Origin of the sequence: Hymenobacter sp. BRD67 (assembly GCF_013256425.1) — a bacterium.
Taxonomy (GTDB): Bacteria; Bacteroidota; Bacteroidia; order Cytophagales; family Hymenobacteraceae; genus Hymenobacter.
This window is the reverse complement of the sequence record NZ_CP053904.1, coordinates 3,576,200-3,589,035: the sequence shown is the minus strand read 5'-3', so window position 1 is coordinate 3,589,035 and position 12,836 is coordinate 3,576,200. Positions and strand designations below refer to the sequence as shown.

The window sequence follows — 12,836 nt, the reverse complement described above, 5'->3', positions numbered from 1 at the left end:
AATTACGCCCGGCCGGAGGCCTAGCTGTGCCGTAACATTGCCATGGTTTTCACTTTTCCACTTTATGGCTTCTCTCATCCCCGCCCCTTCGCCCAGGAACACGAAAAACAACTCGCCGCTGCCGCTGCCGTGGGCTGGGTGCGCGAGGGTATGCTACTGGGACTCGGCACCGGCACCACAGCCGCGCATTTTATTACCCAGCTTGGCGAAAAGGTGCGCAATGGCCTCAAGGTGCACGGCACTGCCACCTCGCTGGCCAGCGAAGCGCTGGCGCGGCAGGTAGGCATTCCGCTGCTGGAGCCGCGCCGGGGCCTCACCTTCGACCTGGCCGTAGACGGTGCCGATGAGCTCGATGGGCAGCTGCGCCTCATTAAAGGCGGGGGCGGCGCGCTATTGCGCGAAAAAGTGCTCGAAACAGCCTCGCGCTATTTGCTCGTTATCGCCGATTCTTCCAAGGTAGTGCCGGTGCTGGGCCGTTTTCCGCTGCCGCTCGAAGTGGTGCCCTTCGCCCTTCCCTGGGTGCTCGATGCGCTGGAGCAGCTGGGTGGTGCTCCAATGCTGCGGATGCGCAAAGACGACCCGGCCGCGCCCGCTTATTCCGACCAGAAAAACCTGCTGGTCGATTGCCACTTTCAGCAGATAGCGGAGCCGGAATGGCTGGCTACGCAGCTCAAAACTATTCCCGGCATCGTGGAGCACGGCCTCTTTATTGGCTTGGCCAAGGCAGCAGTGGTTATTCAGGGCGGCGTAGCCCAGGTGCTAAAGCCCGGCGAAGCCGCCCGTCCGGCTGCGGAGTTTGCTGAGCTGCCGTAAGGAAAAGTCTGCAATTATCCCAGTCAGTATTGCGAGCAATGCGATAGCATCGCATTGCTCGCAATACTGAACGACTACTTGTTTTTAGCTAACTGCGCCGCCGCCGCCTCGTCCAGAAACCACTCAACTTCTCCGTGCTCCGGTTGAATCAGCTGAGCCGGATACTGCTCCACATCGCGCGGGAGCTCCAGCACCTGCCGCACGGCCTCGGCCTTGCCCGCGCCGTAAACCAGGAAGGCCACGGCCCGCGCCTGGTTTATCAGCGGAGCGGTGAATGTAATGCGAAACACTTCCTGTTCGGGCAGCCATACTTCCTTCACACCCACGGTGGTATCGTGCAGCACGGGCGTGTGCGGAAAGAGCGACGCCGTATGCGCGTTGTCGCCCAGGCCCAGCAGCACCAGGTCGAATACCGCTTTTTCTTCCCCAAAAAACTCCTCCACGGCCACGCCGTACTGGGCGGCCGCTTCGGCCGGGGCCAGCCTGGTATCAACGGCAACAACTTGAGCGGGGCGTATATTCAGCAAATTGAATAAAGTAGTTTTGGCCAGCAGGTAGTTGCTGTCGGGCGAGGTTTGGGGTACGTTGCGCTCGTCGCCAAAAAAGAAGTACACCTGCTCCCAGGCTAGCTGTGAGCGGTATTCGGGCGAGGCCAGCAGCTCATAGAGCTTCTTGGGCGAGCTGCCGCCCGACAGCGCCACCACAAAGCGGCCGCGAGCCGCCAGAGCCTGGTTGGCAACCGCCACAAAGTAATCGGCAAGGGCGCGTAGCGTGTCGTCGGCGCTCTTCAACACGTGTAGGTTCATTGTTTCTTGTTGTTGAGCGGCAGCGTAAACCAGTGGAAGCCGTCTTTGGCCACGAGGGCTTCGGCTACTTCCGGTCCCCACGAGTCGGCCGAGTAGTTGGGGAAATTCTGGCTGATGCGGTTCTGCCACGACGTCAGAATGGGCATCACCAGGTCCCAGGCTTCCTCTACCTGGTCGCCGCGCATAAAGAGGGTCTGGTCGCCCAGCATCACGTCGAGCAGCAGCGTTTCGTAGGCTTCGGGCGCTTCGCTCACGTAAGTGCCTTTGTAGTCAAACACCATGTCTACGGTGTTGAGCATCATCTCCACGCCGGGGCGCTTGGCTTGCACTTGCAGGCGAATGCTCATCTCGGGCTGTATGCTGATAACGAGGCGGTTCTGCTTCATGGTGTCCACCGTTTCGGGCGGGAAAATGAAGTGCGGCACCTCCTTAAACTGGATAGTTATCACCGAGGCCGACCGGTGCAGCCGCTTGCCGGTGCGCAGGTAAAACGGTACCCCGTGCCAGCGCCAGTTGTCCACAAAAAACTTTACCGCCGCGAAGGTTTCCGTATTCGATTGCGAATTAGCACCGGGCTCCTCGCGGTAGCCGGGCACCTCTTTGCCCTCAATCCAGCCAGGCCCGTACTGCCCGCGTACGGCCTGCTCGCGCACGCTTTCGGGCGTAAAGCGGCGCATGGCGCGCAGCACGTCCACCTTGCGGTCGCGCACTTCTTCGGCGCTAAAGCTCACCGGCGGCTCCATTGCCACTATGCACAGTAATTGCAGCAGGTGGTTCTGAATCATGTCGCGCAGCGCACCTGAGCCATCGTAGTAGCCCGTGCGCTCGCCTACGCCCAGGCTTTCCGTTACCGAAATCTGGACGTGCTCGATGTAGTTGCGGTTCCAGAGCGGCTCCATTATGGCATTCGCAAAGCGGAAAGCCATGATATTCTGCACCGTCTCCTTGCCCAGATAATGGTCGATTCTATATATCTGCTTTTCCTGGAATATGCGCCCCAGCAGCATATTCAGCTCCTTGGCCGAGCCCAGGTCGTGGCCAAAAGGCTTCTCAATAACGATACGCGTACGCTCGGCATCTTCCGTCAGGCCGGCTTTAGCCAGGTTTTCGGCAATGATAGGGAAGAAGTTGGGCGCTACCGCCAGGTAGTAGATAACGTTGGCAGGCGCTTTCCATTCCTTTTCCAGCTCCTTGATGCGCGTGCTAAACTCCTTGTAGGTCTTGGCGTTCTGCACGTCGGCAGCCTGGTAGTAGATGTGCGGCCCGAAAGCACCCCACTGCTCCTCCTTCACCTTGCCGCTACGCGAAAACTCGTTCACGTCGCTTAGCATCCGGCCCGGAAGTCGTCGTCGGAGAGGGGTGTACGGCCCGTGCCGATAAGGGCAAACTGCTCGGGCAGCCAGCCTTCAAGATAAAGATTATACAGGGCCGGGGCCAGCTTGCGGGCGTTCAGGTCGCCGGTGCCGCCAAAAATGACGAAAACGGTCGGCTGGGATTTTAAAAGCGCGTTCATCTACAAGTGCTTGTTAAGAGGCTCTTCGTTCGACTGCTTGGTTCCGGGCACGGGCGGCGTGGCGGGCGCCTGGTTGGCCTGCGGGCCGGCCGGCGACTCCACCTTGTCGCGCAAGCCCGTCCATTGGGTATGGAAAACGCCTTCTTTCCCAATCAATTCGTAGGTGTGCGCCCCAAAATAGTCGCGCTGCGCCTGAATAAGATTCGAAGGCAGGCGGGCCGTGCGGAAGGCATCGAAATAGCCCAGCGCCGAGGTGTAGGCCGGCACGGCCAGGCCACTCGTTACGGCCGCCGCAATGAGGCTGCGTGCGCCGCCCCCGCTGCCCTGCACCAGCTGCTGCACCTTGCTATCGAGCAGCAGGTGAGCCAGCTGGTTATTGCCTTCGAAGGCATTGAAAATGTCGTTCAAAAACGCCGAGCGGATAATGCAGCCGCCGCGCCAGATTTTGGCAATGGTGGCCAGGTGCAGGTCGTATTTGTACTCTTCCGATGCCTTGGCCAGCATGTGCATGCCCTGTGCATAGCTCATTATCATGCTGAAGTAGAAGGCCTGCTCCAGTTGCTTAAGCACTTCGTCGTTACTGCCAGGCAGCTTGCCGGCTTCGGGGCCGTATTGCGCAGCCAGCTGCACGCGCAGCTCTTTGTATTTCGACAAGTCGCGCATCGACACGGCCGTATCGATAGTCGGGATGGGAGCTTGCAGGTCCATCGCCACCTGCGAAGTCCACTTGCCGGTACCCTTGGCGCGGGCCTCATCCTTGATGTCGTCGAGCAGCAGGTGGTCGGTGCCGGGGGCGTTGAAGGCAAATATGTCCTTGGTTATATCTAACAGGAATGACTGCAGGCGCCCCTCGTTCCACTGCGTAAATACCTGGCCGATAGCTGCGTTATCAAGGCCCAGGCCGGTTTTAAGCACACCGTAGGTTTCGGCTATCAGCTCCATCAGGCCGTATTCGATGCCGTTGTGCACCATTTTTACGAAGTGGCCCGCCGCCCCTGGGCCCATGTAGGCCACGCAGGGTGCCCCATCAACTTTGGCCGCGATGGCCTCAAACACCGGCTGCATCACTTTGTAGGCCTCGGCGTCGCCGCCGGGCATCATGCTGGGGCCAAAGCGGGCCCCTTCCTCGCCGCCGCTCACGCCCATGCCGAAGAAGTGCAGGTTTTTGGCCGATAGCTCCTTGGCGCGGCGCTCGGTGTCGGTAAAGTGCGAGTTGCCGCCATCGATAAGAATATCGCCGGGGCTCAGCAGCGGCGTCATCTCCGCAATCACGCTGTCGACAATAGCGCCCGCGGGCACCAGCATCATAATGGCGCGGGGCGTTTTGATGCTCTGCACAAATTCTTTGGAGTCCATAAAGCCCTTCACGGGCTTGCCCTGGCCTTCCTGGCCGAGCAGGTCTACCTGCTTTTGGTTTTTGTCGTAGCCAGCCACCGCAAAGCCGTGGTCGGCCATGTTCAGCAGCAGGTTGCGGCCCATCGTGCCGAGGCCAATCATGCCGAATGCGTAGTCCGTGGGGGTGTCGCTCATTGTGCGAAGGAATAGGAGTGAAAGCGCAAAGGAAAGCTATACGCACAAATAGCCGCCGGGCTGCCGGTGAGCGCCTGGTGAAGTCGCTCGTCAGCCGAAAATAGTCCGGTTAGCGTAAGCAAGATTCTCCCTTCCAGGTTTGAAAATGCCCGTTATAAAATGGATATTGGGCTGGCTGGCGCTGCCTCTGCTAGCCGCGCAATCGTTCACCCCGCCCGGCCTAGCTCAGGCGCTGCAAGCTAGCCGCTGGCAGCACCGACTGCTACTGATTGGCGCGCCCACGGCTAGCCAGACCGATTTCCAGCAGCAGAAAAAGCTGCTGGCTGCCAGCAAAAAGGGATTAGCCGAGCGCGATTTTCAGGTAATTGAGGTAGTCTACGACCAGCTTTCGCCCGCCGACCGCCAGTGCTGGACGCAGCAGCTAGCCCAGCCGCTGGCCGGCTTTCGGGTAGTGCTCATCGGCAAAGACGGCGGCGTGAAGCGCACTGAAAACCAGCCGCTAGCCCCGCCGACCTCTTCGGCACCGTCGATAAAATGCCCATTCGCCGCGCGGAGATGCAGGATGGGAGATAATTAACAGGCGATTTTTGTGGTAGTTATTATTCTTAAACTATCAATCCGTAAGCCGCCGGCTAGCCCACCAGCACGGCGTCGCTGGCCGCAATTTCTTCTAATATAGCGTATACCTGCTCCCCGTTCTCAGCATCTACCAAGCGGGTGCGCCACTGCTTGGCCCCTTCGAGCCCGCGGAAATAATGCGCGTAGTGCCGCCGCATCTCAAAAATACCAGCCTTCGGGCCTTTCCACTCCAGGCTTTTGTCGAAGTGCATGCGGCACATGGCAATGCGCTCTTCCAGCGTGGGCGGGGCCAGGTGCTGGCCCGTAGCCACGAAGTGCTTTACTTCCCGAAAAATCCACGGATAGCCGATGGCTGCCCGGCCTATCATCACGCCATCCACGCCGTAGCGGTTCTTGTAAGCGAGCGCTTTTTCGGGCGAATCAATATCGCCGTTGCCGAATATGGGGATTTTAATGCGCGGGTTGTTTTTGATTTTGGCGATAAGCCGCCAGTCGGCGTCGCCTTTGTAGAGCTGCACGCGGGTGCGGCCGTGCACGGTAAGTGCCTCAATGCCCACATCCTGCAGGCGCTCGGCTACTTCTTCTACGTTCAGCGTGTCGTTGTCCCAGCCCAGGCGGGTTTTTACGGTCACCGGCAGGTGGGTATTTTTAACCACGGCGGCGGTCATGGCTACCATCTTGGGAATGTCGCGCAGCAGCGCCGCGCCCGCGCCGCGCAGGGCCACCTGCTTCACCGGGCAGCCGTAGTTGATGTCAATCAAATCGGGCCCGGCCTCGGTGCTGATGGCCGCGCATTCGCCCATGGTGTCTACGTCGGAGCCAAAGAGCTGAATGCCAATGGGCCGCTCGTAGTCAAACACGTCGAGCTTCTGGCGGCTTTTGGCCGCCGCCCGAATCAGCCCTTCACTCGAAATAAACTCGGTGTACATGAGGTCGGCCCGTTGGCCTTGCACACGGCCCGGAACGGCGGGTCCGATACGTCTTCCATCGGCGCAAGCAGCAGCGGGAAGTCGGGAAGCTGAATAGTGCGAATCGTAACCACGGAAATAGGCGGGCTTTAAGTAAAAGAACGTCACGCAGCAGTAGGCATAGCACCACGGACGAATATTTATTGCGCAAATTTACACCCCCTTGAACACCTCTGGCTTTATGAAAGGTTTGTCGCCCCGCTCCGTACACCCCGCCGTGCAACTTCTGATGCTGCTGGGCCTGGCCGTGGCGGGGCTGTGCCTGGCCAGCCTGCTGGCTCTGCTGCTGGCCAATGCGCTCTACGGCGTGTCGATGCTGCAGTTTGGGGCGCTGGCTGCCGCGCCCGAGCGTGCCCCGCACGGCTGGGAGGTGCTGATGCTTTACCAGGGCCTGTCGCTGGCGGGGTGGGGGCTGGGGCGGCAGTGCTGCCGCTGCTAGTGGGCAGTCTGTCGGTAGCTACTACGCGCCGCGCCGGCTGGGGGCGGCCTGGTGGCCGGCAGCGGCCGGGCTGGTTATCATCTGTTCGGTGCCCTTTCTATCGGCCCTGGTGGCCTGGAATGCCGGGGCGCACTTCCCGCCGGCGCTGCACGGCTTTGAGCTGTGGGCGCGCGATAAAGAAGACCAGGCCGCCGGCCTCACCAAGTTTCTGACCGACTTTCACACGCCCGCCCGGCTGCTGGTGGGCCTTATTGTTATTGCCATTGTGCCGGCCGTGGCCGAAGAGTTGGTTTTTCGGGGCGGCGTGCAGCGCTGTCTGGTGCGGTGGTTCGGCTCAAGGCACGTGGGCGTGTGGCTGGCGGCGGCCATTTTCTCGGCCATTCATATGCAGTTTTTCGGCTTCGTTCCGCGCTTTGTGCTGGGCCTGCTCTTAGGGTATCTCTACGAATGGAGCGGCAATATCGTCGTATCGATGGCTGCACACTTCACGCAGAATGCCTTGCAGCTGGTATTGCTCTATTTGTTTCAAAACAAGCTGCTGCCCGCTTCTTTTGACCCCGACGCCAATATCGCGGTGCCCTGGCCGGCCGTTATACTCTCGGCCGCGCTCACGGCGGGGCTGCTCTACTGGCTGCATCAGCGCTGGTCGGCCAGCCAGCCAGCCCCTGCGTTTGACCCCGTACTGCCCAGCGAGCGCGTGTCCCGCTAGCTTCTTTGCGCCTTAATCTTTGCCGATTTGAATCCAGCTACTACCTCGCCCGCCCCGAACCAGCCGAGCCCAAAGGCCCCAGCAACCTGCGCCTGCGCGTTATCTGGGGCGCGCTGGCGGCGGCGCTGCTCATCGGCTGCACGTTTGGCGGGCCCGTCTCCTTTGCGCTGTTTTTTGCAGCAGTACAGGCCGTGATACTGAAGGAGTTTTACCGGATAATGCGGGCCAGCGGGCATCGGCCGGCCAGCTGGGCGGGAGGGATTGTCGGAGTATTGATTTTCGCAGTCATCAATTTTCTTGTCGGCTGGACTGTATATGGGGGGCTATTTCATTTACCCATCAATAGTACCCTTTCTCCTCCTTTGTCAGCCTTTCCGCAGGCTACGCCTGGGTCATTGAGGTTATTCGACCTTGTAATGCTGCTATCAAGCATTCCCTCTGGATTGGGGCGGCTATTCTACTATTGGTAGTGTTAATAATAAGAGAAATCGTATTATGGCCGAATCATGGTCAGCCTTTCTCAAATATTGGGGCTACGCTTACTGGCTTACTTTATGTGAGCCTGCCGATGGCTTTACTGAGCGTTATAGCCTACGGCTCGGGCCATTTTGAGCCCGGCCGCGTCTTCTGCCTCATCTTCTTCGTGTGGGCGGCCGATACTGGCGCCTACTTCGCGGGCAAAAACTTTGGCAAGCACAAGCTGGCGCCCAGCATCTCGCCCGGCAAAACCTGGGAAGGCTGGGCCGGCGGCGCGGCGCTTACGCTCGTCACGGGCTGGGCGGCCGGCTATTTCCTGCCCGATATTCCGCTGAGCCACCGCCTGGTAGCCGCCGGCGTAGTGGCCGTATTCGGCCCGCTCGGCGACCTGGCCGAGTCGATGCTCAAGCGCAGCGCGGGCGTAAAGGATTCGGGCACCTTTCTGCCCGGCCACGGGGGCTGCTCGACCGCTTCGATGCTTTTTTGCTGGTGCTGCCGGTGCTGGCCCTACTGCAAGCACTCTTGGGTAGTTAGTCGGTAATAGGGTAGTAGGCAGCGGGAAATGCAGTTCTGCTTTGTCAGGCAGTAGCACGTGCTTCCTACTATCCTACCACTCATTCCCAATAGGCGTACCTTTGCGGCGCGTTTTCGTAAGCGTATCTGTCCTCCATCATCCCACCCACCCCTCACTTTTTATCCTCTCACATGGCAGCCACCACTGTGTACAAAGAGCCGGCCCCACGGGTCGACACCGAAAATCCGCTTGAGTCCATGATGTCGCGCTTTAATATCGCGGCCGAAATATTAGGACTTGACGATACTACTTATGAAGTACTGAAGGCACCCGATAAGCAGGTTATCGTGCACATGCCCGTATCGATGGACGATGGCAAGGTGCGCGTATTTGAAGGCTACCGCGTGGTGCACAACACCATACTGGGCCCCAGCAAGGGCGGCATTCGCTATGATATGCACGTGCACCTCGACGAGGTGAAAGCGCTCGCCGCCTGGATGACCTGGAAGTGCGCCGTGGTCGATATTCCCTACGGTGGGGCGAAGGGTGGCATAATCTGCGACCCTACTACCATGAGCGTGGGCGAGATTGAGCGCCTGACCCGTGCCTACACCGTGGCTATGAAGGACGTATTCGGCCCCGACCGCGACATTCCGGCCCCGATATGGGCACCGGCCCCGCGAGATGGCCTGGATTATGGACGAATTTTCCAAGACCGTGGGCTCGACTGCCTCGGCTGTCGTGACGGGCAAGCCCCTGGTAATGGGCGGCTCGCTGGGCCGCACCGAGGCTACCGGCCGCGGCGTAATGGTATCGACGCTGGCCGCGCTCAACAAGCTGGGCATGAAGCCTGAGGAAACTTCGGTAGCCGTGCAGGGCTTCGGCAACGTAGGCTCGTGGGCCGCCAAGCTGTTGTTTGATAAAGGGTTGAAAGTGAAAGGGGTCTCGGATATTTCGGGTGCTTACTGGAACGACAACGGTATCAACATCGACGAGGCTATTGCCTACAAAAATGCCCACAGCGGTCGCCTGGAAGGCTTTGAGGGCGCTGACCCCATGGACCCCACCAAGCTGCTGACCTCAGCAGTAGACGTTATCGTGCCAGCCGCCGTGGAGGATGTGATTACCGAGCACAATGCCCCTTTTATCCAGGCTAAGCTCATTGTGGAAGGTGCCAACGGCCCTACCTCTGCCTCGGCCGACCCCATTATTAATGAGAAGGGCATCATGGTAGTGCCCGACATTCTGGCCAACTCGGGTGGCGTAACCGTAAGCTACTTTGAGTGGGTGCAGAACAAGCAGGGCTTCAAGTGGAGCCTCGATATGGTAACCGAGCGCGCCGACCGCATCATGACGGAAGCTTTTGAGAAAGTGTACGTTACCAGCCAGAAATACAGCGTTCCGATGCGTATTGCGGCCTACGTAGTAGCCATCGATAAGGTAGCCCAAACCTATAAGTACCGCGGTGGCTACTAAGACCACTGATTAGCACGAATTTTCACGAATTTCACGGATTCTGTGGATGATTATCGGCTGGCTCTTTCTACTAGGGGAGCTAGCCGATAATTACTTAGTAGAAGAGAGCGTTAACAACTGGTGCCGTTAATTTACGTGTTAATTGAGTGAAGTATCGGGCGGTCAATCGTCCACAAAATCCGTGAAATCCGCTAAAATTCGTGCTACTCAGTGATTAAGATACACAAAGAAGGCCGCCGCATCTTGTTCGTGACGCTACTCGTGCTGCTGGCCCTCAACCTGCTGCTAAGCCGCTACAACGGCCCCAACGTGGTGTTCAATCGCATTTTTGCGGGTGCCTCGGTGGTAGCTTTTCTGATGCTGCTGCAGTTCTTCCGCTCGCCTTTTCGGCGCTTGCTCACGCACGAGGACCTGCTGCTGGCCCCGGCCGACGGCAAAGTAGTAGTGATTGAGGAAGTGATTGAAACCGAGTATTTTGAGGATGCCCGCCGGCAAATCAGCGTGTTTATGTCGCCTATCAATGTGCACATTACCCGCAATCCGGTGTCGGGTATCGTCAGGTATTTTAAGTATCATCCCGGCCAGTACCTGGTGGCCTGGCACCCCAAAAGCAGCACCCAGAACGAGCGCACCACGGTAGTAGTTGAGAGCGACGCCGGTCCACTGGTACTCTTCCGGCAGATTGCCGGCGCCATGGCCCGCCGCATTGTGTGGTACGTAAACGAAGGCGATGAAGTAAGCCAGGGCGAAGAGTTTGGCTTTATCAAGTTCGGCTCGCGGGTCGATATTTTTGTGCCCCTCAATGCCGAGATTAAAGTAGAGCTGGGCCAGAAAGTGAAGGGCGGTGAAACCGTGCTTTGTCAGCTTATAAGCTAACTACTGCAATCGTTTCAATAGTGAAAAGCCCGGCCGCATACGATTGCGGCCGGGCTTTTTACTATTGAAATGGAAACTGTGGGGCTTATTGTTGCTGCATTTGTTGCTTCATAAGCTGCGCGGCACCTGGAATGTGCTGGAGCAGCAGCCCCAGCGCCAGCATAACGCTGAAGCAGATGAGCAGCGGCAGCAGCCACCCGCGCGGCTTAAACTGATACGTACCCACGTAGCGCGGCCAAAACCAGAGGATGTAAGCCAGAATAGCCGGCAGATTCAATAACGGCACTAATAAGGGATTAATAGTATATTTTTGCATAAAAATATTTACTATTACCGCTTCTCCAATCAGATACGCCAGCACGAATGCAACTAATCCCCAGATGGCCTTGGTGCGCTTCAGGCGGCTAAAGTTCATCGCCAGCAGCACCGCTCCCGCAATAATAGTATTGAAGAGCACCGAAAAAAGGACAATTACGCCCGGCGTATACAGCACGGGCTGCTCTTCGGCGGGTAGCTCGATGCTTTCGGCACGGCTGAGCCTGGCTGCTTCGGCTGCGGCGGCCTGGGCCTGGGCCGCGACCTCCAGCTGCGGCCGTAGCGTCGTTTCCTCGGGGGCGGGCTGGCCGCGTCGCCGCAGCTCGTCGAAGGCGGCCAGCACGGCGTCTTCGCGGTACTGGGCGTAGCCAGTCACGTACTCGCGGAGCGCTGCATCGGACTTAAGGGCCATCTTGGCCGCGTAATCTTCCATAATAAGGGAGTGCGCAATGAGCAGCGCACAGTGCGCTGCTGCCGGTTAATCAGCGACTGCTCACTGTTCACTACTGATTGTAAAACTCAGAAATAGCTGCGCCTGCCCGGCGCACATCTTCAAACGAATTATAAAGCGGTACGGGTGCAAGGCGAATGACGTTGGGCTCGCGCCAGTCGGCGATAATGCCGCGCGCGGCCAGAAAGTTGAACAAGTCGCGCCCGCGCTCGTGCACCAGCAGCGAGAGCTGGCAGCCGCGCTGCGCCGGGTCGGCTGGGGTAATAATTTCGAGCCGGGACTTCGGTAGGCCCAGCTGGTTGATAAGAAATTCGAGGTAGCCGGTCAGCTTTTTGCTCTTGGCGCGCAGCACGGCTATGCCGCCGGCGCGGTCAAAAATCTCCAGGTTGGCCCGGTGCACGGCCATAGGCAATACCTGCCCGCACGAGAGCTGCCAGCCCGACGCCCCCGGCGAAGGCCGAAAGCCCGGCTTCATCTGGAAGCGCTCTTTCGGGTCCTGGCCCCACCAGCCGGCCAGCCGCAGCAGGTCGGGCTGATGCGCAAAGCGCTCATTAATAAATACTCCTGAGGTGCCGCCCGGCCCCGAATTCAGGTACTTATAGGTACACCAGCAGGCAAAATCCACGTCCCAGTCGTGCAGCTTCAGCTCTACGTTGCCAGCTGCGTGCGCCAGGTCGAAGCCCACGGTGGCCCCCACCGCGTGGCCCGCCCGCGTAATGGCCGCCATATCAAATACCTGCCCCGTGTAGTAGTTGATACCGCCAAAAATGACCGTCGCCAGCGAGTCGCCCAGTTCGGCGATTTTGGCCTCGATATCTTCGGTCCGCAATAAGTGCTCGCCTGGGCGCGGAAGCATCTCTACAATGGCCTCGGCCGGGTCGAGGCCGTGCAGGCGTGCCTGGCTTTCGAGCGCGTACTGGTCGGAGGGAAACGCGCCGCCTTCCATCAGTACCTTATAGCGCGTGGCAGTGGGCCGGTAAAACGACACGAGCAGCAGGTGCAGGTTCACTGTGAGCGTGTTCATTATTACCACTTCCAGCGGGTGGCCGCCCACCAGGCGGGCCGCGCCGTCGGTCAGGTTTTCGTGGTAATACATCCACGGCGACTCGCCCTGAAAATGGCCTTCGACGGCCCGCGTCTCCCACGAGTTAAACTCGGCCTCCACGGCGGCGCGGGCGGCGCGGGGCAGCAGGCCCAGCGAGTTGCCGCAGAAGTAGGCAGTGGGCTGGCCATCCGGACCGGGCGGAATGTGAAATTCCTGCCGGAAGGCAGCCAGAGAGTCGGCCGCATCCTGGGCGGCGGCAAAGGTGGGCGAAAGGTCGTAGGTCATGCGGGGTGGGAAGTAGCGCGGACTCTGTAAGTCCGCGCAA

General features: G+C 59.2%; 13 protein-coding genes and 2 pseudogenes. 8 read left to right on the top strand and 7 right to left on the bottom strand.

What is annotated here, in order from left to right; all coding sequences use genetic code 11:
- Positions 1-42: 42 nt before the first annotated feature.
- Entirely contained in the window at positions 43-813 is a 771-nt protein-coding gene (gene rpiA / locus GKZ67_RS16710; RefSeq protein WP_173244549.1) for a ribose-5-phosphate isomerase RpiA, read from the top strand.
- 74 nt (positions 814-887) lie between these two features.
- Here rpiA and pgl read toward each other — a convergent pair whose 3' ends face one another.
- Genes pgl through gndA form a run of 4 tightly spaced genes read right to left on the bottom strand, consistent with a single transcriptional unit; the run spans position 888 to position 4,662 of the window.
- On the bottom strand, positions 888-1,619 hold the full coding sequence (gene pgl / locus GKZ67_RS16705; protein ID WP_173244545.1) for a 6-phosphogluconolactonase: 732 nt from the start codon (positions 1,617-1,619) through the stop codon (positions 888-890).
- Positions 1,616-2,938, bottom strand: a complete 1,323-nt coding sequence (zwf, locus tag GKZ67_RS16700) for a glucose-6-phosphate dehydrogenase (protein WP_317172171.1) — start codon at positions 2,936-2,938, stop codon at positions 1,616-1,618. The genes pgl and zwf overlap by 4 nt, the downstream gene beginning before the upstream one ends.
- Positions 2,939-2,943: 5 nt before the next feature.
- Positions 2,944-3,132, bottom strand: coding sequence for a hypothetical protein (locus GKZ67_RS24750; RefSeq protein WP_317172170.1), 189 nt, complete (start codon positions 3,130-3,132; stop codon positions 2,944-2,946).
- Positions 3,133-4,662: an NADP-dependent phosphogluconate dehydrogenase gene (gene gndA / locus GKZ67_RS16695; protein WP_173244542.1), complete on the bottom strand. Its 1,530-nt coding sequence runs from the start codon at positions 4,660-4,662 to the stop codon at positions 3,133-3,135.
- Between the two features lie 145 nt (positions 4,663-4,807).
- On the opposite strand from gndA, the gene GKZ67_RS16690 reads away from it, so the two are divergent.
- Positions 4,808-5,239, top strand: a complete 432-nt coding sequence (locus GKZ67_RS16690) for a DUF4174 domain-containing protein (protein ID WP_173244539.1) — start codon at positions 4,808-4,810, stop codon at positions 5,237-5,239.
- 55 nt (positions 5,240-5,294) lie between these two features.
- On the opposite strand, the pseudogene dusB reads toward GKZ67_RS16690, so the two are convergent.
- Positions 5,295-6,283, bottom strand: a pseudogene (gene dusB, locus GKZ67_RS16685) (tRNA dihydrouridine synthase DusB).
- An 89-nt stretch (positions 6,284-6,372) separates the two neighbouring features.
- Between dusB and GKZ67_RS16680 the strand changes: the two are divergent.
- From GKZ67_RS16680 to GKZ67_RS16655, 6 genes and pseudogenes are all read left to right on the top strand, one after another.
- Positions 6,373-6,648 carry a hypothetical protein gene (locus GKZ67_RS16680; protein ID WP_173244536.1) on the top strand — a complete coding sequence of 92 codons (276 nt, stop codon included), beginning with the start codon at positions 6,373-6,375 and terminating at the stop codon, positions 6,646-6,648.
- 88 nt (positions 6,649-6,736) lie between these two features.
- The gene (locus tag GKZ67_RS16675; protein WP_173244533.1) at positions 6,737-7,357 is read left to right on the top strand and encodes a CPBP family intramembrane glutamic endopeptidase; all 621 of its coding nucleotides are present in this window, start codon (positions 6,737-6,739) and stop codon (positions 7,355-7,357) included.
- Positions 7,358-7,362: 5 nt separating this feature from the next.
- The gene (locus tag GKZ67_RS16670) at positions 7,363-7,827 is read left to right on the top strand and encodes a phosphatidate cytidylyltransferase (protein ID WP_173244530.1); all 465 of its coding nucleotides are present in this window, start codon (positions 7,363-7,365) and stop codon (positions 7,825-7,827) included.
- Positions 7,827-8,375 (top strand): phosphatidate cytidylyltransferase, encoded by a 549-nt coding sequence (locus GKZ67_RS16665; RefSeq protein WP_410505026.1) that lies wholly within the window; start codon positions 7,827-7,829, stop codon positions 8,373-8,375. The genes GKZ67_RS16670 and GKZ67_RS16665 overlap by 1 nt, the downstream gene beginning before the upstream one ends.
- Positions 8,376-8,539: 164 nt before the next feature.
- Positions 8,540-9,824, top strand: a pseudogene (locus GKZ67_RS16660) (Glu/Leu/Phe/Val family dehydrogenase).
- Positions 9,825-10,037: 213 nt separating this feature from the next.
- Positions 10,038-10,700 carry a phosphatidylserine decarboxylase family protein gene (locus GKZ67_RS16655; protein WP_173246907.1) on the top strand — a complete coding sequence of 221 codons (663 nt, stop codon included), beginning with the start codon at positions 10,038-10,040 and terminating at the stop codon, positions 10,698-10,700.
- 85 nt (positions 10,701-10,785) lie between these two features.
- Here GKZ67_RS16655 and GKZ67_RS16650 read toward each other — a convergent pair whose 3' ends face one another.
- Both GKZ67_RS16650 and kynU read right to left on the bottom strand, forming a co-directional pair.
- The gene (locus tag GKZ67_RS16650; RefSeq protein WP_173244528.1) at positions 10,786-11,448 is read right to left on the bottom strand and encodes a hypothetical protein; all 663 of its coding nucleotides are present in this window, start codon (positions 11,446-11,448) and stop codon (positions 10,786-10,788) included.
- A gap of 70 nt (positions 11,449-11,518) precedes the next feature.
- On the bottom strand, positions 11,519-12,796 hold the full coding sequence (kynU, locus tag GKZ67_RS16645) for a kynureninase (RefSeq protein ID WP_173244525.1): 1,278 nt from the start codon (positions 12,794-12,796) through the stop codon (positions 11,519-11,521).
- Positions 12,797-12,836: the final 40 nt, after the last annotated feature.